Origin of the sequence: Bacillus sp. 007/AIA-02/001, assembly GCF_004634455.1 — a bacterium.
Taxonomy (GTDB): domain Bacteria; phylum Bacillota; class Bacilli; order Bacillales; family Bacillaceae_G; genus Bacillus_A; species Bacillus_A cereus.
Map to the genome: position 1 here is coordinate 24,966 of NZ_SEIY01000024.1, position 21,264 is coordinate 46,229.

Below are 21,264 nucleotides of genomic sequence, written 5' to 3' on the forward strand. Positions count from 1 at the left end.
TTGGGATAACCTGTAGACTAAAAGGGAGGTAGGCCCCTTGATAGATGTAAATAACTTTGAATATATGAAGATTGGACTTGCTTCACCTGACAAGATTCGTTCTTGGTCATACGGTGAAGTTAAGAAACCAGAAACTATTAACTATCGTACGTTAAAGCCTGAAAAAGATGGCTTGTTCTGTGAGCGTATTTTCGGACCACAAAAGGACTGGGAATGTCATTGCGGAAAATACAAACGTGTACGTTATAAAGGTGTAGTTTGTGATCGATGTGGCGTTGAAGTAACGCGTGCAAAAGTACGTCGTGAACGTATGGGTCATATCGAATTAGCTGCTCCTGTATCTCATATTTGGTATTTCAAAGGTATCCCGAGCCGCATGGGACTTGTCTTAGACATGTCCCCTCGCGCGCTTGAAGAAGTAATTTATTTCGCTTCTTATGTTGTAACAGAAAGTGGAGATACACCACTTGATAAGAAGCAATTACTTTCTGAAAAAGAATACCGTGCATATCGTGATCGATATGGTAGCACATTCCAAGCTGCTATGGGTGCAGAAGCAATTAAAAAGCTACTACAAGACATCGATTTAGATAAAGAAGTAGACTTCTTAAAAGAAGAATTAAAAACAGCACAAGGACAACGCCGTACTCGTGCTATTAAACGTCTAGAAGTATTAGAAGCATTCCGTAACTCTGGAAATGAACCGTCTTGGATGATCTTAGATGTTCTACCAGTAATTCCACCAGAACTACGCCCAATGGTACAGTTAGACGGTGGACGTTTTGCTACTTCTGACTTAAACGACTTATACCGTCGTGTAATTAACCGTAACAATCGTTTAAAACGTCTATTGGACTTAGGTGCACCAAGCATCATCGTTCAAAACGAAAAACGTATGTTACAAGAAGCTGTAGACGCATTAATCGATAATGGTCGTCGTGGCCGTCCAGTTACTGGACCAGGTAACCGTCCATTAAAATCACTATCTCACATGCTTAAAGGTAAACAAGGACGTTTCCGTCAAAACTTATTAGGTAAACGTGTTGACTACTCTGGTCGTTCTGTAATCGTTGTAGGACCGAACTTAAAGATGTATCAATGTGGATTACCAAAAGAAATGGCGCTTGAACTGTTCAAACCTTTCGTAATGAAAGAGTTAGTTGAAAAAGGATTAGCACATAACATTAAGAGTGCGAAACGTAAAATCGAGCGTGTACAACCTGAAGTTTGGGACGTTTTAGAGTCTGTGATTAAAGAACATCCAGTACTTCTAAACCGCGCACCAACACTTCACCGTCTTGGTATCCAGGCGTTTGAACCTACATTAGTAGAAGGTCGCGCAATCCGTCTTCACCCACTTGTATGTACTGCATACAACGCGGACTTTGACGGTGACCAAATGGCCGTTCACGTACCTTTATCATCAGAAGCTCAAGCTGAAGCTCGTCTTCTTATGTTAGCGGCACAAAACATCTTGAACCCGAAAGACGGTAAACCAGTTGTTACTCCATCTCAGGATATGGTATTAGGTAACTATTACTTAACACTTGAGCGTGAAGGTGCAATCGGTGAAGGTATGGTCTTCAAAGATGCAAACGAAGCATTGCTTGCATATCAAAATGGATATGTTCATCTTCATACACGTGTTGCAGTAGCTGCAAGTGCAGTAAACAACGCAACATTTACTGAAGAGCAAAAGAGTATGCTTCTATTAACAACAGTTGGTAAATTAATATTTAACGAAATCTTACCAGAGTCGTTCCCTTATATTAATGAACCAACAAATTCAAACCTTGAAAAAGAAACACCAGCGAAATATTTCGTTGAAAAAGGTGCGAACATTAAAGAAATTATTGCTAGTCGCGAAGAAGTGGCGCCATTTAGCAAGAAAATCCTTGGTAACATCATTGCGGAAGTATTCAAACGTTTCCAAATTACAGAAACGTCTCGCATGCTTGACCGTATGAAAAACTTAGGATTCAAGTACTCTACAAAAGCTGGTATTACAGTTGGGGTATCTGACATTCTTGTATTAGGCGAAAAAGATGAAATTCTCCACGAAGCACAAGCAAAAGTAGATAATGTAATTAAACAATTCCGTCGCGGTTTAATCACGGAAGAAGAACGTTACGATCGCGTTATCTCTATTTGGAGTAATGCAAAAGATGTTATCCAAGGAAAACTGATGAAATCCTTGAATAAACGCAACCCAATCTTCATGATGAGTGACTCAGGTGCCCGTGGTAACGCATCTAACTTTACTCAGCTTGCTGGTATGCGTGGTCTTATGGCCAATCCATCTGGTCGTATCATCGAACTTCCAATCAAATCGAGTTTCCGTGAAGGTTTAACAGTACTTGAGTACTTCATCTCTACGCACGGTGCGCGTAAAGGTCTTGCTGATACAGCACTTAAAACTGCCGATTCTGGTTACTTAACACGTCGTCTTGTTGACGTTGCACAAGATGTAATCGTTCGTGAAGATGATTGTGGAACAGATCGCGGTTTATTAATCGGTGCGATTAAAGAGGGTAATGAAGTTATCGAGTCATTATATGATCGTCTTGTTGGACGTTTTGCAAGAAAAACTGTAAAACATCCTGAAACAGGTGAAGTATTAGTTGCTGAAAATCAATTAATTACTGAAGATATCGCTCATATCGTTGAAAATTCGGGTGTTGAAACTGTAAACATTCGTTCAGCGTTTACGTGTAACACTCGCCACGGTGTATGTAAGAAGTGTTACGGTCGTAACTTAGCAACTGGAACAGACGTAGAAGTAGGAGAAGCGGTAGGTATTATCGCAGCTCAATCTATCGGTGAGCCAGGTACACAGTTAACGATGCGTACATTCCATACAGGTGGGGTTGCCGGAGATGATATCACTCAAGGTTTACCTCGTATCCAAGAGATCTTCGAAGCTCGTAATCCGAAAGGTCAGGCAGTTATCAGTGAAATCGACGGTGTTATCGCAGCGATCAACGACGTTAAAGATCGCCAAGAAGTAGTTGTACAGGGTGAAGTTGAAGCTCGTACGTATGCTATTCCTTACGGTGCTCGTCTGAAAGTAACTCCAGGACAGCCAATTAGCCACGGTAAAGAGTTAACAGAAGGTTCTATTGATCCGAAAGAATTACTAAAAGTAACGGACATTACGGCGGTTCAAGAATACTTATTACGTGAAGTTCAAAAAGTATACCGTATGCAAGGGGTAGAAATTGGTGACAAACACGTAGAAGTAATGGTACGTCAAATGTTACGTAAAGTTCGTGTAAGTGATGCAGGTGAAACAGATGTATTACCAGGAACATTACTAGATATCCATCAGTTCACTGATGCGAATGCTAAGGTCTTACTGCAAGGTAAGCAACCAGCAACAGCTAGACCTGTTCTACTTGGTATTACAAAAGCTTCACTTGAAACAGATTCATTCTTATCTGCAGCATCGTTCCAAGAAACAACTCGTGTCTTAACTGATGCAGCAATTAAGGGTAAACGCGATGAACTTCTAGGATTAAAAGAAAATGTTATTATCGGTAAACTTGTTCCTGCTGGAACAGGTATGAATCGTTATCGCAAAGTGGATCTTGTAAAAACAACACAAGATGACATGAATGTAGAAAACGATGAGGTTTATGTGGAACAGTAAAATTTTCCGGCATAAATTTTGTATAAAAACAATTAATCTTAGTTGACATTGTATGAGTCAAAATGTTACTATAATCAAGGTTGCTCCTGAACGATGCTTTGGAGGATATTTATATGTCTTATCAAAAAGTATCAACTGCTGAAAATGTAGTCGTTGGTCATAAACGCACATTGGAGGCAATCAAAAATGGTACAGTTAAAGAAGTTGTCATCGCAGAGGATGCTGACATGCGGTTAACCCATGCTATCATTCGTGTCGCAATGCAATATAACGTGCCCATAACAAAAGTTGAATCAGTTCGTAAGCTTGGTAAAGCTTCGGGGATTCAAGTGGGAGCTTCAGCAATAGGAATAATAAGTTAAAACTGTTTTTGTGAGGAGAGAGCATTTGCTCTTCCTTGCAAAAACTTTGTTTTCAACTAATAATGAACCACCTGGATATGTGGTCATACAAACATGCGAAGGGAGGATAATCAAATGCCTACTATTAACCAATTAGTGAGAAATGGTCGTACTGATAAAGTATGGAAATCTAAATCACCTGCGTTAAACAAAGGTTTTAACTCTTTAAAGAAAAAATCAACTGATATCTCTGCACCTCAAAAACGTGGTGTATGTACTCGTGTTGGTACAATGACTCCAAAGAAACCTAACTCAGCGTTACGTAAATACGCTCGTGTACGTTTAACAAACGGTATCGAGGTTACAGCTTACATCCCAGGTATCGGTCATAACCTACAAGAGCATAGCGTAGTATTAATTCGCGGTGGTCGTGTAAAGGATTTACCGGGGGTACGTTACCACATCGTTCGTGGTGCGCTTGACACAGCTGGTGTTGACAAACGTATGCAAGGACGTTCTAAATATGGTACTAAGAGACCAAAACCTGCTAAAAAATAATAACTTTAAAATGAAAGGAGGAACTCAATATGCCTCGTAAAGGACCTGTTGCGAAACGTGACGTGTTACCAGATCCAATGTACAATTCGAAGCTAGTAACACGCCTTATCAACAAAATGATGGTTGACGGTAAAAAAGGTAAATCTCAAACAATTCTTTATAATGCGTTCGATATCGTAAACGAACGTACTGGTAAAGAGCCAATGGAAGTATTCGAGCAAGCTCTTAAGAACATCATGCCTGTTCTTGAAGTACGCGCTCGTCGTGTTGGTGGTGCTAACTACCAAGTTCCAGTTGAGGTTCGTCCAGAACGCCGTACAACTTTAGGTCTTCGTTGGTTAGTAAACTACGCTCGTCTTCGTGGTGAAAAAACTATGGAAGAGCGTCTTGCTAACGAAATCTTAGATGCAGCTAACAACGCTGGTGCATCTGTTAAGAAACGTGAAGACACTCATAAAATGGCAGAAGCTAACAAAGCATTTGCTCATTACCGTTGGTAGGATTCAACGTAAAATAAATGTAAGCATAAACCGCTTTATTTGTCGCTTATGGAAGTGTGGAGAGGGAGAATGCCTCTCCCTTTCATCGGGCGCTCGTTTTACATAATGAGAGTACTGGACATACTGACATGTGTAACAATATAAAGTGGCTTTTTTGCTACTTAAAATAAAAAAATCCAATCCATATATGGAAGGAGCAAGACACCAAATGGCAAGAGAGTTCTCTTTAGAAAACACTCGTAATATTGGTATCATGGCTCACATCGATGCTGGTAAAACAACAGCAACTGAGCGTATTCTGTACTACACAGGACGTATTCATAAAATCGGTGAAACTCACGAAGGTGCATCTCAGATGGACTGGATGGAGCAAGAGCAAGAGCGTGGTATCACAATTACTTCTGCTGCAACTACAGCACAATGGAAAGGTCATCGTGTAAACATCATTGATACTCCAGGACACGTAGATTTCACAGTAGAAGTAGAACGTTCTTTACGCGTACTTGATGGCGCTGTAGCAGTACTTGATGCGCAATCTGGTGTAGAACCACAAACAGAAACTGTTTGGCGTCAGGCTACTACTTACGGCGTACCTCGTATCGTATTCGTTAACAAAATGGATAAGATCGGTGCAGATTTCTTATACTCTGTAGGAACAATCCACGATCGTTTACAAGCAAACGCACATCCAATTCAGTTACCAATCGGTGCTGAAGATGAGTTCAATGGTATCATTGACCTTGTTGAAGAGTGTGCTTACATGTACGGTAACGATTTAGGAACAGACATTCAACGTGTTGAAATTCCTGAAGAGCACAAAGAATTAGCTGAAGAATACCGTGGAAAACTTATTGAAGCGGTAGCTGAGCTTGATGAAGAAATGATGATGAAGTACCTAGAAGGTGAAGAAATCACTGTAGAAGAGCTTAAAGCTGGTATCCGTAAGGCTACAACTTCTGTAGAATTCTTCCCAGTAATCTGTGGTTCTGCATTCAAAAACAAAGGTGTTCAAATTCTGTTAGACGCAGTTATCGACTACCTTCCATCTCCACTAGATGTACCTGCTATTAAAGGTACTCTACCGGATACAGATGAAGAAGTAGAACGTAAGTCTAGCGATGAAGAACCATTCGCAGCTTTAGCATTCAAAATCATGACTGACCCTTATGTTGGTAAGTTAACGTTCTTCCGTGTGTACTCTGGTGTGTTAAACTCTGGATCATACGTGAAAAACTCAACTAAAGGTAAGCGTGAGCGTGTAGGTCGTATCCTACAAATGCACGCTAACAGCCGTGAAGAGATTTCAACAGTTTACGCTGGTGATATCGCTGCTGCTGTAGGTTTAAAAGATACTACTACTGGTGATACTCTTTGTGACGAGAAGAGCCTTGTTATCCTTGAGTCTATGGAATTCCCAGAGCCAGTTATCTCTGTAGCTATCGAACCAAAATCTAAAGCTGACCAAGATAAAATGGGTACAGCATTATCTAAGCTTTCTGAAGAAGATCCAACATTCCGTGCTCACACTGACCAAGAAACTGGCCAAACTATCATCGCTGGTATGGGTGAACTTCACCTTGATATCATCGTTGACCGTATGCGTCGTGAATTCAAAGTGGAAGCAAACGTTGGTGCTCCTCAGGTAGCATACCGTGAGACTTTCCGCGCTGCTGCGAAAGTTGAAGGTAAGTTCGCTCGTCAATCTGGTGGTCGTGGACAATTCGGTCACGTTTGGATTGAGTTTGAACCTAACGAAGAAGGTAAAGGATTCGAATTCGAAAACAAGATCGTCGGTGGTGTAGTTCCTCGTGAATACATCCCAGCTGTTGGAGCAGGTCTTGAAGATGCACTTAAAAATGGTGTACTAGCTGGTTATCCACTAGTTGACATTAAAGCTGCATTAGTTGACGGATCTTACCATGATGTCGATTCATCTGAGATGGCGTTCAAAATCGCTGCATCTATGGCACTTAAAGCTGCGGTTTCTAAATGTAGCCCAGTAATTCTTGAGCCAATGATGAAAGTTGAAGTTGTAATTCCTGAAGAGTACATGGGTGACATTATGGGTGACGTAACATCTCGTCGTGGACGTGTAGAAGGTATGGAAGCTCGCGGTAACGCACAAGTTGTTCGCGCTATGGTTCCACTTTCTGAAATGTTCGGTTATGCAACGTCATTACGTTCTAACACTCAAGGACGCGGAACATTCTCTATGGTGTTTGACCACTATGAAGAAGTACCAAAGTCTGTTTCTGAAGAAATTATCAAAAAAAATAAAGGTGAATAATTGATTTTTATCGATTGTTCAAGTATAACTACTTATGTAAGCTTAGAAAGTGGGACGTAAGTTTCACTTTCTAGTCTAAATATAAAATAACCTATATAAACTAAGGAGGAATTTAGAATGGCTAAAGCTAAATTCGAACGTTCTAAACCCCATGTTAACATCGGTACAATCGGCCACGTTGACCATGGTAAAACTACATTAACTGCTGCGATCACTACAGTTCTTGCAAAAGCTGGTGGTGCTGAAGCACGCGGATACGATCAAATCGATGCTGCTCCAGAAGAAAGAGAGCGCGGTATCACAATCTCAACTGCACACGTTGAGTACGAAACTGAAACTCGTCACTATGCACACGTTGACTGCCCAGGTCACGCTGACTATGTTAAAAACATGATCACTGGTGCTGCTCAAATGGACGGCGGTATCTTAGTAGTATCTGCTGCTGATGGCCCAATGCCTCAAACACGTGAGCACATCCTTCTTTCTCGTCAAGTAGGTGTTCCTTACATCGTTGTATTCTTAAACAAATGCGACATGGTAGATGACGAAGAATTATTAGAATTAGTAGAAATGGAAGTTCGCGACCTATTATCTGAATACGGATTCCCAGGCGACGACATTCCTGTAATCAAAGGTTCTGCTCTTAAAGCTCTTCAAGGAGAAGCTGATTGGGAAGCAAAAATCATTGAATTAATGGCTGAAGTTGATGCTTACATCCCAACTCCAGAACGTGAAACTGACAAACCATTCTTAATGCCTGTAGAGGACGTATTCTCTATCACAGGTCGTGGTACAGTTGCTACTGGTCGTGTTGAGCGCGGTATCGTTAAAGTTGGTGACGTAGTAGAAATCATCGGTCTTGCTGAAGAAAATGCTTCTACAACTGTAACTGGTGTAGAGATGTTCCGTAAACTTCTTGACCAAGCTCAAGCTGGAGACAACATCGGTGCTTTACTTCGTGGGGTTGCTCGTGAAGACATCCAACGTGGACAAGTACTTGCAAAAAGCGGTTCTGTAAAAGCTCACGCTAAATTCAAAGCTGAAGTTTTCGTATTATCTAAAGAAGAAGGTGGACGTCACACTCCATTCTTCGCTAACTACCGTCCTCAGTTCTACTTCCGTACAACTGACGTAACTGGTATCATCCAATTACCAGAAGGTACTGAAATGGTAATGCCTGGTGACAACATCGAAATGACTATCGAACTTATCGCTCCAATCGCTATCGAAGAGGGAACTAAATTCTCTATTCGTGAAGGTGGACGTACAGTAGGTTACGGTGTAGTTGCTACTATCGTTGAGTAATCTTAACTGATATAAAAAAACCTAAGGGATTTTCCCTTAGGTTTTTTGTTTGCGTTTATATAAGGGAGAAGAGAGTGTTTTTTTGTTTTGACGAGTTTCTTCTATAGTAATATAAAAACAACAAAAGATAATCCAGAAACTGTAAAATGAATTCTGTTAGATGAAAACTTGAAATTCTTTAAAGTGCCATGTATAATAGCAAAAGTAGAGAAAAGCAGATGCAAACAAAAAGATGCTTGCATCTAGACGAATAACATTGTATAATAGACAATGTTGGTCTTTGACTGCGATGAAGTGGAAGGTTGCTGACACACCCGGCCGCTTTGCCATGGCATGGTGTGGGGAAATTTCCATGGAGAAGGTCTATTTTAGAAATAGGCGAACGAAGGAGGGAAAATAATGGCAAAAGAAAAAATTCGTATCCGTTTAAAAGCTTACGATCACCGTATTCTTGATCAGTCAGCTGAGAAAATTGTAGAAACAGCTAAGCGTTCTGGGGCAACAGTTTCTGGTCCGATCCCATTACCAACTGAAAAAACTGTTTACACAATTCTTCGTGCTGTTCATAAGTACAAAGATTCTCGTGAGCAATTCGAAATGCGCACGCACAAACGTCTAATCGACATCGTGAGTCCTACTCCACAAACAGTAGATTCATTAATGCGTTTAGATTTACCATCTGGTGTAGATATCGAAATCAAACTATAATTTATATAACTTAAAAATGTAGGAGGTGTAACTCATGACCAAAGGAATCTTAGGAAGAAAGATCGGTATGACTCAAGTATTTGCTGAGAACGGTGAGTTAATCCCAGTAACAGTTATCGCTGCTAATCCAAACGTTGTTCTTCAAAAGAAAACAACTGAAACTGATGGCTACAATGCAATCCAGTTAGGATTTGAAGATAAACGTGAAAAATTAACTAACAAACCTGAACAAGGCCACACTGCTAAAGCATCTACAACTCCTAAGCGCTTCATTCGCGAAATCCGCGATGCAGACGTGGACGGATTAGAGGTTGGTCAAGAGGTAAAAGTTGACGTATTCGCTACAGGTGAAATCGTTGATGTAACAGGAATTTCTAAAGGTAAAGGTTTCCAAGGTGTTATCAAACGCCACGGACAATCTCGCGGACCTATGTCTCATGGTTCTCGCTATCACCGTCGTCCAGGTTCAATGGGCCCAGTTGCTCCGAACCGTGTATTCAAAGGCAAAAAACTTGCTGGACGTATGGGTGGAGACCAAGTTACTATCCAAAACTTAGAAATCGTTCAAGTTGACACTGAGCGCAACTTATTACTAGTAAAAGGTAACGTTCCAGGTGCTAAGAAATCTCTTGTAGTTGTTCAAGGCGCTGTGAAGGTTAGCAAATAATTCACAATAGGAAGGAGGAATTCCAATGCCAAAAGTTACTGTATATAACCAAACTGGTTCACAGGTTGGTGAAATCGAATTAGCTGAAGCTATTTTCGGTATCGAACCAAATGAAGCTGTACTTTTCGAAGCTGTAATGATGCAACGTGCATCTTTACGTCAAGGTACACACAAAGTAAAAACTCGCTCTGAAGTTCGCGGTGGTGGTCGTAAACCATGGCGTCAAAAAGGAACTGGACGTGCTCGTCAAGGGTCTATCCGCTCTCCTCAATGGCGTGGTGGTGGTACGGTATTCGGACCTACACCAAGAAGCTATGCGTACAAACTTCCTAAGAAAGTTCGTCGTTTAGCAATCAAATCTGCATTAGCTACTAAAGTAGTTGAGAACAACATTGTAGTTCTTGAAGACCTAGTGTTAAATGCACCAAAAACAAAAGATATGCTAGCAGTACTTAAAGGATTAACTGTTGAGAAGAAAGCTCTTATCGTAACTGCTGATGCAAACGAATCTGTAGAGTTATCTGCTCGCAATATCCCTGGAGTAACAGTAATCACTGCTGATGGCGTAAACGTTTTAGACGTGCTTCATCATGATAAGCTAATCATGACAAAAGCGGCAGTGGAAAAAGTAGAGGAGGTGCTTGCATAATGAGAGATCCTCGTGATATCATTAAGCGCCCAGTTATCACTGAACGTTCTATGGAAATGATGGCTGAAAAAAAATACACGTTCGATGTGGACGTTAAATCTAATAAAACAGAAGTTAAAGATGCTCTTGAAGCGATCTTTGGTGTTAAAGTAGAAAAAGTGAACATCATGAACTACAAGCCGAAAGCAAAACGCGTTGGTCGTCACGCTGGTTTTACTAGCCGTCGTCGTAAAGCAATCGTTAAGCTAACTGCTGACAGCAAAGAAATCGAAATCTTCCAAGGCGTTTAATTCTTACTAAAGAAGGAGGGAAATTGAGATGGGAATCAAAAAGTATAATCCAACTACTAACGGTCGTCGTAATATGACTACGAATGATTTCGCTGAAATCACGACTGATAGACCCGAAAAGTCATTACTTGCTCCTTTAAGCAAGAAGGCTGGTCGTAATAACCAAGGTAAAATCACTGTACGTCATCAAGGTGGCGGACATAAGCGTCAATACCGTATCATCGACTTTAAGCGTAACAAAGATGGAATTCCAGGACGCGTTGCTACGATCGAATACGATCCAAACCGCTCTGCGAATATCGCATTAATTAACTACGTTGACGGTGAAAAACGTTACATTCTTGCTCCTAAATCTTTAGAAGTAGGTATGGAAGTTATGTCTGGCCCAGAAGCTGACATTAAAATCGGTAACGCATTACCATTAATCAACATTCCAGTAGGTACTGTTGTTCATAACATCGAGCTTAAGCCTGGTCGTGGCGGACAATTAGTTCGTTCTGCTGGTACATCTGCTCAAGTACTTGGTAAAGAAGGTAAATACGTACTTGTACGTTTAACTTCTGGTGAAGTACGTCTTGTATTATCTGCTTGTCGCGCTTCAATCGGTCAAGTAGGTAACGAACAACACGAACTTATCAAAATCGGTAAAGCAGGTCGCTCTCGCTGGTTAGGTAAACGCCCAACAGTTCGTGGTTCTGTAATGAACCCGGTTGATCACCCACACGGTGGTGGTGAAGGACGTTCTCCAATCGGACGTAAGTCTCCAATGTCTCCATGGGGTAAACCAACTCTTGGATTCAAGACTCGTAAGAAAAACAAAGCGTCTGACAAATTCATCGTTCGTCGTCGTAAAAAATAATGGGATTGTAGTACGGTTCATTTCTAGAACCGTACGCCAATCACGAAGGGAGGCACCAAAATGGCTCGTAGCTTAAAAAAAGGACCATTTGTCGATGATCACTTAATGAGCAAAATGGAAAAATTAGTTGCATCTGAGCAAAAACAAGTTGTTAAAACTTGGTCTCGCCGTTCAACAATCTTCCCTCAGTTCATCGGACACACAATTGCTGTATATGATGGTCGTAAACACGTACCTGTGTACATCACTGAGGATATGGTTGGCCATAAGTTAGGTGAATTCGCACCAACTCGTACGTACAAAGGTCACCTTGCTGACGATAAGAAAACTAGAAGATAATGAGAGGAGGCACTTCAATGCAAGCTAAAGCAGTAGCGAGAACAGTTCGTATTGCTCCTCGTAAAGTTCGTTTAGTAGTAGACTTAATCCGAGGCAAGCAAGTGGGTGAAGCGATTGCTATCCTTAACCACACACCAAAAACTGCTTCTCCAGTTGTAGAAAAAGTTTTAAAATCTGCAATCGCAAATGCAGAGCACAATTATGAGATGGACATTAACAACCTAGTTGTAGAAAAAGTTTTCGTTGACGAAGGTCCAACGTTAAAACGTTTCCGTCCACGTGCAATGGGTCGTGCAAGCCAAATTAACAAACGCACAAGCCACATCACAGTTGTGGTATCAGAAAAGAAGGAGGGATAATCGATGGGTCAAAAGGTTAATCCAATTGGTCTTCGTGTCGGCGTTATCCGTGACTGGGAATCTCGTTGGTTCGCTGAGAAAGATTACGCTACATTATTACATGAAGACATCAAAATCCGTGAGTACATTAATGTACGCTTAAAAGATTCTGCTGTTGCTAAAGTAGAAATCGAACGTGCAGCAAATCGTGTAAATGTTACAATTCACACTGCAAAACCTGGTATGGTAATTGGTAAAGGTGGTACTGAAGTTGAAGCACTTCGTAAAGCTCTTAACCAATTAACAGGCAAGCGTGTACACATCAACATTTTAGAAGTTAAGAGAGCTGATCTTAACGCTAAATTAGTAGGCGAAAACATCGCTCGTCAATTAGAAAACCGTGTATCATTCCGTCGTGCACAAAAGCAAGTTATTCAACGTGCTATGCGTGCAGGTGCTAAAGGTATTAAAACACAGGTTTCTGGTCGTCTTGGCGGAGCTGATATCGCTCGTGCAGAATCTTACAGTGAAGGAACTGTTCCACTTCATACACTTCGCGCTGATATTGACTATGCAGCAGTTGAAGCTGATACAACATACGGTAAATTAGGCGTAAAAGTATGGATCTACCGTGGAGAAGTCCTTCCTACAAAAAAGAAAGCTTCTGAGGAAGGAGGAAAATAATATGTTAATGCCAAAACGCGTAAAATATCGTAGAGAGCATCGTGGTAAAATGCGTGGTCGTGCTAAAGGTGGAACTGAAATTGCTTTCGGTGAATTCGGTTTACAAGCACAAGCTGCTTCATGGATTACAAACCGTCAAATCGAAGCTGCTCGTCGTGCAATGACTCGTTACATGAAACGTGGCGGTAAAGTATGGATTAAAATTTTCCCTTCTAAACCTTACACTGCAAAACCTCTAGAAGTACGTATGGGTTCCGGTAAAGGGGCACCAGAAGGCTGGGTAGCAGTAGTAAAACCTGGGAAAATTATGTTCGAAATCGCGGGTGTATCTGAAGAGGTAGCACGCGAAGCATTACGTCTTGCAGCTCACAAGTTACCTGTGAAATGTAAATTCGTAAAACGTGAAGAAAATGGTGGTGAATCTAATGAAAACTAATGATATTCGTGAATTAACCACTGCCGAAATCGAAACAAAAGTTAAAGCTTTAAAGGAAGAGTTGTTTAATCTTCGCTTCCAACTTGCTACAGGACAATTAGAGAATCCAACTCGCATTCGTGAAGTGCGTAAAGCAATTGCTCGTATGAAAACTGTAGTTCGTGAAAGAGAGATCGGAATTAATCGATAAATTGAGGGGAGGTTTGCATAGTGAGCGAACGTAACCAACGCAAAGTTTATACTGGTCGTGTAGTGTCTGACAAAATGGACAAAACGATTACAGTTTTAGTTGAAACTTACAAAACTCATTCCTTGTACGGAAAACGTGTTAAGTATTCTAAGAAGTACAAAGCCCATGATGAGCAAAACCAAGCGAAACTTGGCGATATCGTTAAAATCATGGAAACTCGCCCGCTTTCTGCTACTAAGCGTTTCCGTTTAGTTGAAATCGTTGAAGAAGCGGTTATTATCTAAATAGACGAATCGGAATTTTTAGTCCGAAGGGAGGTTTCATAACATGATCCAACAAGAATCTCGTTTGAAAGTTGCTGACAACTCTGGTGCACGTGAACTTTTAACAATTAAAGTATTAGGCGGCTCTGGTCGTAAATATGCTAACATTGGTGACATTATCGTTGCTACGGTAAAACAAGCAACACCAGGTGGCGTTGTTAAAAAAGGTGACGTTGTTAAAGCAGTAGTGGTACGTACGAAGAGCGGAGCTCGTCGTCCGGACGGTTCTTACATCAAATTTGATGAAAACGCAGCGGTTATCATTAAAGACGATAAGAGCCCACGTGGTACTCGTATCTTCGGACCAGTAGCTCGTGAATTACGTGATAGCAACTTCATGAAGATCGTTTCTTTAGCTCCAGAAGTTCTATAATTTAAGGTATTGCCTTGCTAAGGAGGTGCAGAATTAAGATGCATGTAAAAAAAGGTGATAAAGTACAGGTAATCACTGGTAAAGACAAAGGAAAACAAGGCGTTATCCTTGTGGCTTTCCCAAAGCAAAACCGTGTTATCGTTGAGGGTGTCAATATCGTTAAGAAGCACTCTAAGCCATCTCAATTAAATCCACAAGGTGGAATTATTACTAAAGAAGCACCTATTCACGTTTCTAACGTTATGATTTTAGATCCGAAAACAGGTGAACCTACTCGTGTAGGCTTCAAAGTAGAAGATGGTAAAAAAGTTCGTATTGCAAAAAAATCTGGTGAATTATTAGATAAATAATTTTCTTAAGAAAGGAGGTCACTTCATTGAATCGCCTTAAAGAGAAGTTCCAAAAGGAAATTACTCCTGCTCTAGTGAGCAAGTTTAACTATAAATCTGTAATGCAGGTACCAAAAATCGAAAAGATCGTAATCAACACTGGTGTTGGTGACGCGGTATCTAACTCAAAAGCGTTAGACAACGCAGTAGAAGAATTAACACAAATCACAGGTCAAAAACCTGTTGTAACTCGTGCTAAAAAATCAATCGCTGGTTTCCGTCTTCGTGAAGGTATGCCAATCGGTGCGAAAGTAACTTTACGCGGCGAGCAAATGTATGAGTTCTTCGACAAATTAGTATCAGTTTCTTTACCACGTGTACGTGATTTCCGTGGTGTTTCTAAGAAATCATTCGATGGTCGTGGAAACTATACATTAGGTGTTAAAGAGCAACTTATTTTCCCTGAGATTGATTATGATAAAGTAAGCAAAGTCCGCGGTATGGACATCGTAATCGTTACTACAGCGAAAACTGATGAAGAAGCTCGTGAACTTTTAACACAATTCGGTATGCCATTCCAAAAATAATGGAAGCCAACGCTAAGTAGAGGAGGCGAAAACGTGGCTAAAAAATCTATGATAGCGAAACAAAAGCGTACTCCTAAGTTTAAAGTACAAGAGTATACACGTTGCGAACGCTGCGGTCGTCCGCATTCTGTATACCGCAAATTTAAACTTTGCCGTATTTGTTTCCGTGAACTTGCATATAAAGGTCAAATTCCTGGTGTTAAAAAAGCTAGTTGGTAAAACCCACAAATGGGAAGGAGGTAAAACACATGGTGATGACAGATCCAATTGCAGACATGCTTACTCGCATCCGTAATGCGAACATGGTACGTCATGAGAAATTAGAGGTTCCTGCTTCTAAAATCAAAAAAGAGATCGCTGAACTTTTAAAACGTGAAGGTTTCATTCGTGATGTAGAATACATCGAGGATAACAAACAAGGTATCCTTCGTATTTTCCTGAAATATGGTGCAAACAATGAACGTGTAATCACTGGATTAAAACGTATCAGTAAACCTGGCTTACGCGTTTACGCTAAAGCTGACGAAGTACCACGTGTACTTAACGGATTAGGTATCGCTCTTGTTTCTACATCTAAGGGAGTAATGACAGACAAAGACGCTCGTCAATTACAAACTGGTGGAGAAGTAGTAGCATACGTTTGGTAATATATATTTAAAACGAACGGAGGTGTGACCACATGTCTCGTATTGGTAAAAAGATTCTTGAAATCCCTGCAGGTGTTACTATTACAGTTGCAGAAGACAATACTGTAACAGTAAAAGGCCCTAAAGGTGAATTAACTCGTACTTTCAATGCTGATATGCTTATCAAAATTGAAGAGAATACATTAACAGTTGAGCGTCCATCTGAACAGAAGGAACACCGTGCATTACACGGTACAACTCGTGCTTTAATCGGAAACATGGTTGAAGGTGTAACTGAAGGTTTCGCACGCGGACTTGAATTAGTCGGTGTTGGTTACCGTGCTCAAAAACAAGGTGATAAACTTGTATTAAGCGTAGGTTATTCTCATCCAGTAGAAATGACTCCGGAAGCAGGTCTTGAAGTTGAAGTACCTGCACCAACTAAGATCGTAATTAAAGGTATCGACAAGCAACGTGTTGGCGAATTCGCTGCTAACATCCGTGCTGTACGTGCTCCTGAGCCTTACAAAGGTAAAGGTATTCGTTACGAAGGCGAAGTTGTTCGTCGTAAAGAAGGTAAAACTGCTAAGTAAACCCGTTAGGTGAGAGAAAGGAGTGACAAGAATGATCACTAAAGCTGATAAAAATGCGACTCGTAAGAAAAGACATGCACGTGTACGTGCTAAACTTACTGGTACTGCAGAGCGTCCACGTTTAAACGTGTTCCGTTCTAACCAACATATTTACGCTCAAGTTATTGATGATGTGAATGGTGTAACGTTAGTAAGTGCATCTACTCTTGATAAAGACCTTGCTCTTAACGGTACTAGCAATATTGAAGCTGCTACGAAAGTTGGAGAATCAGTTGCTAAGCGTGCTGTAGAGAAAGGCGTTAAAGAAGTAGTATTTGATCGCGGTGGTTACTTATACCATGGCCGTGTTAAAGCTCTAGCTGAAGCTGCTCGTGAGGCTGGATTACAATTTTAATGGTCAAAGGAGGGAAAATTGATGCATCGCATTGACCCAAGTAAATTAGAACTTGAAGAACGTGTAGTTACGATAAATCGTGTCGCGAAAGTTGTTAAGGGTGGTCGTCGTTTCCGCTTTGCTGCACTAGTTGTAGTTGGCGATAAAAACGGTCATGTTGGATTCGGTACTGGTAAAGCACAAGAGGTACCAGACGCAATCCGTAAAGCTATCGAAGACGCTAAGAAAAACTTAATCGCTGTACCATTAGTTGGTACAACAATTCCACACACAATCAACGGTCATTTTGGCGCTGGTGAAGTATTCTTAAAACCTGCTGCTGAGGGTACTGGTGTTATTGCTGGTGGACCTGTTCGTGCGGTCCTTGAATTAGCTGGTGTACAAGATATTCTTTCGAAATCTCTTGGTTCTAACACACCAATCAACATGATTCGCGCTACTGTGAACGGATTAAGCGAACTTAAGCGCGCTGAAGATGTTGCAAAATTACGCGGTAAATCTGTAGAAGAGCTACTAGGTTAAGGAGGGAAAACAAATGGCGAAAAAGTTAGAAATTACCCTCACTCGTAGTGTAATTGGTCGTCCACAAGATCAACGTGCGACGGTAGAAGCTTTAGGTCTTAAAAAGTTGAATTCAACTGTAGTTAAGGAAGAAACTCCTGCTATTCTTGGTATGATCAACAAAGTTTCTCACCTTGTAACTGTAAAAGAAGCTTAAGGATAACTCATTAATATAAGGAGGTGCCTGGGAATGAAACTTCATGAATTAAAACCTGCAGAAGGTTCTCGTAAAGTACGTAACCGTGTCGGTCGTGGTATCGGTTCTGGTAACGGTAAAACTGCTGGTAAAGGTCATAAAGGACAAAACGCACGTTCTGGCGGCGGTGTTCGTCTTGGCTTCGAAGGTGGTCAAACTCCATTATTCCGTCGTTTACCAAAACGCGGCTTCACAAACATTAACCGTAAAGAGTTTGCTATTGTAAACTTATCAACGTTAAATCGTTTTGAAGATGGTACAGAAGTAACACCTGAATTATTGCTGGAAACTGGCGTTATCAGCAAGTTAAACGACGGTGTTAAAGTTCTTGCAAGCGGAGCAGTAGAGAAAAAACTAACTGTTAAAGCGCACAAGTTCTCTTCAAGTGCTAAAGAAGCAATTGAAGCAGCTGGCGGATCAGTTGAGGTGATCTAATGTTTCGTACAATCTCCAACTTTATGCGCGTTGCTGAGATAAGACGTAAAATATTATTCACTTTAGCGATGTTAATCGTATTCAGGATTGGCACGTTTATCCCCGTGCCATTTACAAATGGAGACGTACTGAAGGCACAAGATCAATTAAATGCTTTAGGTATTCTAAATACATTTGGCGGTGGAGCCTTGAAAAACTTCTCCATCTTTGCGATGGGAATCATGCCGTATATTACAGCATCCATCATCGTGCAATTATTGCAGATGGATGTTGTTCCTAAATTTTCGGAATGGTCGAAGCAAGGTGAAATGGGCCGTCGTAAATTAACGCAATTCACGCGTTACTTTACAATTGTTCTTGCGTTTATTCAGGGGTTTGGTATGTCAATCGGTTTTAACGGTATGGTAGGTGGACAATTAATTTTGAATCCAGGTTGGAGCACTTATTTATACATTGCTACGGTACTGACTGCTGGTACTGCATTTTTAATGTGGTTAGGTGAACAGATTACAGCTAAAGGTGTAGGTAATGGTATTTCCATCCTTATCTTTGGCGGTATTGCCGCAGCGATCCCAAGTGTTATATCTCAAGTGTATCAGCAACAGTTTCAAAATATCGGAGATCAATTGTTCATGAGTATCGTTAAAGTTGCATTGATTTTACTAGCTGTGCTAGCAGTTATTGTGGGTGTTATTTTCATTCAACAGGCTGTTAGAAAGATCCCAATTCAATATGCGAAGCGTGTAACAGGAGGAAATGGTGGTTATGCTGGAGCACAAAACACACATTTACCGCTTAAGGTAAATAGTGCTGGTGTTATTCCAGTAATTTTTGCTGTTTCATTCTTAATTACGCCTCCGACTATTGCACAGTTCTTCCCGAAACATGATGTATCGCAGTGGATTATTGCAAACTTTAACTATTCTCACCCAGTGGGAATGATCATATATGTTGCGCTCATTGTAGCCTTCACATATTTCTATGCATTTGTTCAGGTTAATCCAGAGCAAATGTCAGAGAATCTAAACAAGCAAGGTGGATATGTTCCAGGTATTCGTCCGGGTAAGAATACGGAACAATATCTAACAAAAATCTTGTATCGTTTGACCTTTGTAGGATCAATTTTCCTAGCAGCGATTGCAATCTTACCAGTTATCTTTACGAAATTGGGAAATCTTCCTCCATCTGCACAGATCGGTGGAACGAGTATGTTAATCGTTGTCGGCGTTGCTTTAGAAACAATGAAGCAGCTAGAAAGCCAACTGGTAAAACGCCATTACAAAGGGTTTATCAAGCAGTGAGTAAGTGGGAAGAATTGTCTTCCCTACATGCTCATGTACTCTGAGGGGGAACAAGGATGAACTTAATTTTAATGGGGCTTCCTGGTGCTGGTAAAGGTACACAAGCCGAACAGATTGTTGCCAAGTATAACATCCCTCACATTTCAACAGGAGACATGTTCCGTGCAGCTATGAAGGCTGAAACTGAAATGGGTCTACAAGCAAAATCTTTTATTGATAAAGGTGCACTTGTTCCAGATGAAGTTACGATCGGAATCGTTCGTGAACGTTTAAGTCAAGACGACTGCGTAAGAGGTTTCTTACTAGACGGTTTCCCACGAACTGTTGCACAAGCATCAGCTCTTGAAGAAATTATGAAAGATCTTGGCAAAAAAATCGACTATGTTTTAAACATTAATGTGGATTCAGGGTTGTTATTAAAACGCCTTACAGGCCGTCGCATTTGTAAAGAGTGCGGTGCGACTTACCACTTAGAATTCAATCCACCAGCAAAAGCTGATGTGTGCGATAAATGTGGTGGCGAATTATATCAACGCTCTGATGACAATGAAGAAACTGTAGCAAATCGTTTAGATGTAAATATTAAGCAAACAAAACCTTTGCTTGATTTCTACGAAGAGCTTGGTTACTTACAAAGCATTAATGGTGAGCAAGATATCAATAAAGTATTTGCTGATATCGATGTTCTCATCGGAGGCTTAGCGTAATGATAATCTGCAAAACTCCTCGCGAGATAGAAATCATGCGAGAAGCTGGCAGGATCGTTGCTTTGACTCATCAAGAGTTGAAACAGCACATTACTCCAGGAATTACAACGAAAGAGCTCGATCAAATAGCGGAAAAGACGATTCAAAAATATGGTGCTACGCCATCTTTTAAAGGATACAACGGATTTCCGGGGAGCATATGTGCTTCTGTAAATGAAGAGCTTGTACACGGAATTCCAGGGAAGCGCAAGCTCAAAGAGGGCGATATCATCAGTATCGATATTGGTGCGAAATACAATGGGTACCATGGAGATTCTGCATGGACGTATCCAGTTGGAAACATTTCTGAATCTGTTCAAAAGCTACTTGATGTCACAGAAAAATCGTTGTATCTTGGTCTAGAACAAGTAAAACCAGGCGAGAGATTATCAAATATCTCACATGCGGTTCAAACCCATGCTGAAGAGAATGGATTCTCGATCGTTAGGGAGTATGTTGGTCACGGAATCGGGCAAGACTTACATGAGGACCCTCAAATCCCGCACTATGGTCCACCAAATAGAGGCCCTAGATTAAAGCCGGGAATGGTCATCTGTGTTGAGCCGATGGTGAATCAAGGAAGACGATATGTAAAAACACTATCTGATGACTGGACAGTGGTAACGGTAGATGGTAAATGGTGTGCCCATTTTGAGCACACGATTGCTCTTACAGAAGCAGGATACGAAATCCTTACCACTTTATAAGTAGCTGGCTCTCCGGGATTTCAGAGCAGTGTAAAATGTTACTGATTTGAAGAAGGGAGAACTATTGAATGGCTAAAGATGATGTAATTGAAGTCGAAGGTACCGTTCTTGAAACGTTGCCAAATGCTATGTTCAAAGTAGAATTAGAGAATGGGCATGTCGTATTGGCTCACGTTTCTGGTAAAATCCGTATGAACTTCATTCGTATTTTACCAGGAGACAAAGTTACGGTAGAATTATCTCCGTACGATTTAAATCGTGGTCGTATTACGTACCGTTTTAAATAATATAGC

At 40.9% G+C, this 21,264-nt stretch carries 31 protein-coding genes; all 31 read left to right on the forward strand.

Features of this window, described 5'->3' with window-relative positions; genetic code table 11:
• The first annotated feature begins 37 nt into the window (after positions 1–37).
• The 31 genes from rpoC to infA all read left to right on the forward strand — a co-directional run bounded on the left by rpoC (position 38) and on the right by infA (position 21,258).
• Positions 38–3,649 carry a DNA-directed RNA polymerase subunit beta' gene (rpoC, locus tag ES895_RS26630; RefSeq protein ID WP_000567939.1) on the forward strand — a complete coding sequence of 1,204 codons (3,612 nt, stop codon included), beginning with the start codon at positions 38–40 and terminating at the stop codon, positions 3,647–3,649.
• Positions 3,650–3,762: 113 nt separating this feature from the next.
• Positions 3,763–4,011 (forward strand): 50S ribosomal protein L7ae-like protein, encoded by a 249-nt coding sequence (locus ES895_RS26635; RefSeq protein ID WP_000121837.1) that lies wholly within the window; start codon positions 3,763–3,765, stop codon positions 4,009–4,011.
• A 114-nt stretch (positions 4,012–4,125) separates the two neighbouring features.
• The gene (gene rpsL, locus ES895_RS26640) at positions 4,126–4,548 is read left to right on the forward strand and encodes a 30S ribosomal protein S12 (protein ID WP_001142341.1); all 423 of its coding nucleotides are present in this window, start codon (positions 4,126–4,128) and stop codon (positions 4,546–4,548) included.
• 29 nt (positions 4,549–4,577) lie between these two features.
• Entirely contained in the window at positions 4,578–5,048 is a 471-nt protein-coding gene (rpsG, locus tag ES895_RS26645; RefSeq protein ID WP_001137491.1) for a 30S ribosomal protein S7, read from the forward strand.
• A gap of 208 nt (positions 5,049–5,256) precedes the next feature.
• Entirely contained in the window at positions 5,257–7,335 is a 2,079-nt protein-coding gene (gene fusA / locus ES895_RS26650; RefSeq protein ID WP_000090370.1) for an elongation factor G, read from the forward strand.
• A gap of 117 nt (positions 7,336–7,452) precedes the next feature.
• Positions 7,453–8,640 carry an elongation factor Tu gene (gene tuf, locus ES895_RS26655; RefSeq protein ID WP_001029614.1) on the forward strand — a complete coding sequence of 396 codons (1,188 nt, stop codon included), beginning with the start codon at positions 7,453–7,455 and terminating at the stop codon, positions 8,638–8,640.
• A 399-nt stretch (positions 8,641–9,039) separates the two neighbouring features.
• Positions 9,040–9,348 carry a 30S ribosomal protein S10 gene (rpsJ, locus tag ES895_RS26665; RefSeq protein ID WP_001040596.1) on the forward strand — a complete coding sequence of 103 codons (309 nt, stop codon included), beginning with the start codon at positions 9,040–9,042 and terminating at the stop codon, positions 9,346–9,348.
• Between the two features lie 34 nt (positions 9,349–9,382).
• The gene (rplC, locus tag ES895_RS26670) at positions 9,383–10,015 is read left to right on the forward strand and encodes a 50S ribosomal protein L3 (protein WP_000160207.1); all 633 of its coding nucleotides are present in this window, start codon (positions 9,383–9,385) and stop codon (positions 10,013–10,015) included.
• Between the two features lie 25 nt (positions 10,016–10,040).
• The gene (gene rplD / locus ES895_RS26675; protein WP_001127258.1) at positions 10,041–10,664 is read left to right on the forward strand and encodes a 50S ribosomal protein L4; all 624 of its coding nucleotides are present in this window, start codon (positions 10,041–10,043) and stop codon (positions 10,662–10,664) included.
• Complete coding sequence (gene rplW, locus ES895_RS26680) at positions 10,664–10,954, forward strand: 50S ribosomal protein L23 (RefSeq protein WP_001205558.1); 291 nt, start codon at positions 10,664–10,666, stop codon at positions 10,952–10,954. The genes rplD and rplW overlap by 1 nt, the downstream gene beginning before the upstream one ends.
• A 28-nt stretch (positions 10,955–10,982) precedes the next feature.
• Positions 10,983–11,813: a 50S ribosomal protein L2 gene (rplB, locus tag ES895_RS26685; RefSeq protein WP_000511583.1), complete on the forward strand. Its 831-nt coding sequence runs from the start codon at positions 10,983–10,985 to the stop codon at positions 11,811–11,813.
• 60 nt (positions 11,814–11,873) lie between these two features.
• Entirely contained in the window at positions 11,874–12,152 is a 279-nt protein-coding gene (rpsS, locus tag ES895_RS26690; protein ID WP_000124454.1) for a 30S ribosomal protein S19, read from the forward strand.
• A 17-nt stretch (positions 12,153–12,169) separates the two neighbouring features.
• Positions 12,170–12,511 (forward strand): 50S ribosomal protein L22, encoded by a 342-nt coding sequence (rplV, locus tag ES895_RS26695; protein WP_001148024.1) that lies wholly within the window; start codon positions 12,170–12,172, stop codon positions 12,509–12,511.
• Between the two features lie 3 nt (positions 12,512–12,514).
• Positions 12,515–13,174, forward strand: coding sequence for a 30S ribosomal protein S3 (gene rpsC / locus ES895_RS26700; protein WP_000529956.1), 660 nt, complete (start codon positions 12,515–12,517; stop codon positions 13,172–13,174).
• Position 13,175: 1 nt separating this feature from the next.
• Positions 13,176–13,610, forward strand: coding sequence for a 50S ribosomal protein L16 (gene rplP, locus ES895_RS26705; protein WP_000928969.1), 435 nt, complete (start codon positions 13,176–13,178; stop codon positions 13,608–13,610).
• Positions 13,600–13,800 carry a 50S ribosomal protein L29 gene (gene rpmC / locus ES895_RS26710; RefSeq protein ID WP_000855718.1) on the forward strand — a complete coding sequence of 67 codons (201 nt, stop codon included), beginning with the start codon at positions 13,600–13,602 and terminating at the stop codon, positions 13,798–13,800. The genes rplP and rpmC overlap by 11 nt, the downstream gene beginning before the upstream one ends.
• Before the next feature lie 20 nt (positions 13,801–13,820).
• Complete coding sequence (rpsQ, locus tag ES895_RS26715) at positions 13,821–14,084, forward strand: 30S ribosomal protein S17 (protein ID WP_000004106.1); 264 nt, start codon at positions 13,821–13,823, stop codon at positions 14,082–14,084.
• A 43-nt stretch (positions 14,085–14,127) separates the two neighbouring features.
• Entirely contained in the window at positions 14,128–14,496 is a 369-nt protein-coding gene (rplN, locus tag ES895_RS26720) for a 50S ribosomal protein L14 (RefSeq protein WP_000615912.1), read from the forward strand.
• 38 nt (positions 14,497–14,534) lie between these two features.
• A complete protein-coding gene (gene rplX, locus ES895_RS26725; RefSeq protein WP_000558200.1) occupies positions 14,535–14,846 on the forward strand; it encodes a 50S ribosomal protein L24 in 312 nt (103 codons plus the stop codon).
• 26 nt (positions 14,847–14,872) lie between these two features.
• Positions 14,873–15,412 carry a 50S ribosomal protein L5 gene (gene rplE, locus ES895_RS26730; protein ID WP_001080831.1) on the forward strand — a complete coding sequence of 180 codons (540 nt, stop codon included), beginning with the start codon at positions 14,873–14,875 and terminating at the stop codon, positions 15,410–15,412.
• A 33-nt stretch (positions 15,413–15,445) separates the two neighbouring features.
• A complete protein-coding gene (rpsN, locus tag ES895_RS26735; RefSeq protein ID WP_001085700.1) occupies positions 15,446–15,631 on the forward strand; it encodes a 30S ribosomal protein S14 in 186 nt (61 codons plus the stop codon).
• A gap of 29 nt (positions 15,632–15,660) precedes the next feature.
• Entirely contained in the window at positions 15,661–16,059 is a 399-nt protein-coding gene (gene rpsH, locus ES895_RS26740) for a 30S ribosomal protein S8 (protein ID WP_000245511.1), read from the forward strand.
• 32 nt (positions 16,060–16,091) lie between these two features.
• Entirely contained in the window at positions 16,092–16,631 is a 540-nt protein-coding gene (gene rplF / locus ES895_RS26745; protein ID WP_000086558.1) for a 50S ribosomal protein L6, read from the forward strand.
• Positions 16,632–16,662: 31 nt separating this feature from the next.
• Complete coding sequence (gene rplR / locus ES895_RS26750) at positions 16,663–17,025, forward strand: 50S ribosomal protein L18 (RefSeq protein ID WP_000628816.1); 363 nt, start codon at positions 16,663–16,665, stop codon at positions 17,023–17,025.
• Positions 17,026–17,046: 21 nt separating this feature from the next.
• A complete protein-coding gene (gene rpsE, locus ES895_RS26755) occupies positions 17,047–17,547 on the forward strand; it encodes a 30S ribosomal protein S5 (protein WP_000554646.1) in 501 nt (166 codons plus the stop codon).
• A 13-nt stretch (positions 17,548–17,560) separates the two neighbouring features.
• Positions 17,561–17,743: a 50S ribosomal protein L30 gene (gene rpmD, locus ES895_RS26760; protein WP_001085234.1), complete on the forward strand. Its 183-nt coding sequence runs from the start codon at positions 17,561–17,563 to the stop codon at positions 17,741–17,743.
• 33 nt (positions 17,744–17,776) lie between these two features.
• Positions 17,777–18,217 carry a 50S ribosomal protein L15 gene (gene rplO / locus ES895_RS26765; protein WP_000766081.1) on the forward strand — a complete coding sequence of 147 codons (441 nt, stop codon included), beginning with the start codon at positions 17,777–17,779 and terminating at the stop codon, positions 18,215–18,217.
• Complete coding sequence (gene secY, locus ES895_RS26770) at positions 18,217–19,518, forward strand: preprotein translocase subunit SecY (protein ID WP_000490117.1); 1,302 nt, start codon at positions 18,217–18,219, stop codon at positions 19,516–19,518. Before rplO ends, secY begins: the two co-directional genes overlap by 1 nt.
• 56 nt (positions 19,519–19,574) lie before the next feature.
• Entirely contained in the window at positions 19,575–20,225 is a 651-nt protein-coding gene (locus ES895_RS26775) for an adenylate kinase (RefSeq protein ID WP_001048989.1), read from the forward strand.
• Positions 20,225–20,971: a type I methionyl aminopeptidase gene (map, locus tag ES895_RS26780; protein WP_000582539.1), complete on the forward strand. Its 747-nt coding sequence runs from the start codon at positions 20,225–20,227 to the stop codon at positions 20,969–20,971. Before ES895_RS26775 ends, map begins: the two co-directional genes overlap by 1 nt.
• A gap of 68 nt (positions 20,972–21,039) precedes the next feature.
• Positions 21,040–21,258: a translation initiation factor IF-1 gene (gene infA / locus ES895_RS26785; protein WP_001029884.1), complete on the forward strand. Its 219-nt coding sequence runs from the start codon at positions 21,040–21,042 to the stop codon at positions 21,256–21,258.
• Positions 21,259–21,264: the final 6 nt, after the last annotated feature.

Coding starts and splice junctions, on each gene's coding strand:
- rplW (WP_001205558.1), top strand. CDS start 10,664: ATGAGAGATCCTCGTGATATCATTAAGCGCCCAGTTATCACTGAACGT.
- map (WP_000582539.1), top strand. CDS start 20,225: ATGATAATCTGCAAAACTCCTCGCGAGATAGAAATCATGCGAGAAGCT.
- rplB (WP_000511583.1), top strand. CDS start 10,983: ATGGGAATCAAAAAGTATAATCCAACTACTAACGGTCGTCGTAATATG.
- rplR (WP_000628816.1), top strand. CDS start 16,663: ATGATCACTAAAGCTGATAAAAATGCGACTCGTAAGAAAAGACATGCA.
- rpsC (WP_000529956.1), top strand. CDS start 12,515: ATGGGTCAAAAGGTTAATCCAATTGGTCTTCGTGTCGGCGTTATCCGT.
- rplD (WP_001127258.1), top strand. CDS start 10,041: ATGCCAAAAGTTACTGTATATAACCAAACTGGTTCACAGGTTGGTGAA.
- rplC (WP_000160207.1), top strand. CDS start 9,383: ATGACCAAAGGAATCTTAGGAAGAAAGATCGGTATGACTCAAGTATTT.
- rplN (WP_000615912.1), top strand. CDS start 14,128: ATGATCCAACAAGAATCTCGTTTGAAAGTTGCTGACAACTCTGGTGCA.
- rplX (WP_000558200.1), top strand. CDS start 14,535: ATGCATGTAAAAAAAGGTGATAAAGTACAGGTAATCACTGGTAAAGAC.
- secY (WP_000490117.1), top strand. CDS start 18,217: ATGTTTCGTACAATCTCCAACTTTATGCGCGTTGCTGAGATAAGACGT.
- tuf (WP_001029614.1), top strand. CDS start 7,453: ATGGCTAAAGCTAAATTCGAACGTTCTAAACCCCATGTTAACATCGGT.
- fusA (WP_000090370.1), top strand. CDS start 5,257: ATGGCAAGAGAGTTCTCTTTAGAAAACACTCGTAATATTGGTATCATG.
- ES895_RS26775 (WP_001048989.1), top strand. CDS start 19,575: ATGAACTTAATTTTAATGGGGCTTCCTGGTGCTGGTAAAGGTACACAA.
- rpsL (WP_001142341.1), top strand. CDS start 4,126: ATGCCTACTATTAACCAATTAGTGAGAAATGGTCGTACTGATAAAGTA.
- rpsH (WP_000245511.1), top strand. CDS start 15,661: ATGGTGATGACAGATCCAATTGCAGACATGCTTACTCGCATCCGTAAT.
- rpsS (WP_000124454.1), top strand. CDS start 11,874: ATGGCTCGTAGCTTAAAAAAAGGACCATTTGTCGATGATCACTTAATG.
- rplV (WP_001148024.1), top strand. CDS start 12,170: ATGCAAGCTAAAGCAGTAGCGAGAACAGTTCGTATTGCTCCTCGTAAA.
- infA (WP_001029884.1), top strand. CDS start 21,040: ATGGCTAAAGATGATGTAATTGAAGTCGAAGGTACCGTTCTTGAAACG.
- rpmD (WP_001085234.1), top strand. CDS start 17,561: ATGGCGAAAAAGTTAGAAATTACCCTCACTCGTAGTGTAATTGGTCGT.
- rpmC (WP_000855718.1), top strand. CDS start 13,600: ATGAAAACTAATGATATTCGTGAATTAACCACTGCCGAAATCGAAACA.
- rpsJ (WP_001040596.1), top strand. CDS start 9,040: ATGGCAAAAGAAAAAATTCGTATCCGTTTAAAAGCTTACGATCACCGT.
- rpsG (WP_001137491.1), top strand. CDS start 4,578: ATGCCTCGTAAAGGACCTGTTGCGAAACGTGACGTGTTACCAGATCCA.
- ES895_RS26635 (WP_000121837.1), top strand. CDS start 3,763: ATGTCTTATCAAAAAGTATCAACTGCTGAAAATGTAGTCGTTGGTCAT.
- rplF (WP_000086558.1), top strand. CDS start 16,092: ATGTCTCGTATTGGTAAAAAGATTCTTGAAATCCCTGCAGGTGTTACT.
- rpsE (WP_000554646.1), top strand. CDS start 17,047: ATGCATCGCATTGACCCAAGTAAATTAGAACTTGAAGAACGTGTAGTT.
- rplP (WP_000928969.1), top strand. CDS start 13,176: ATGTTAATGCCAAAACGCGTAAAATATCGTAGAGAGCATCGTGGTAAA.
- rplO (WP_000766081.1), top strand. CDS start 17,777: ATGAAACTTCATGAATTAAAACCTGCAGAAGGTTCTCGTAAAGTACGT.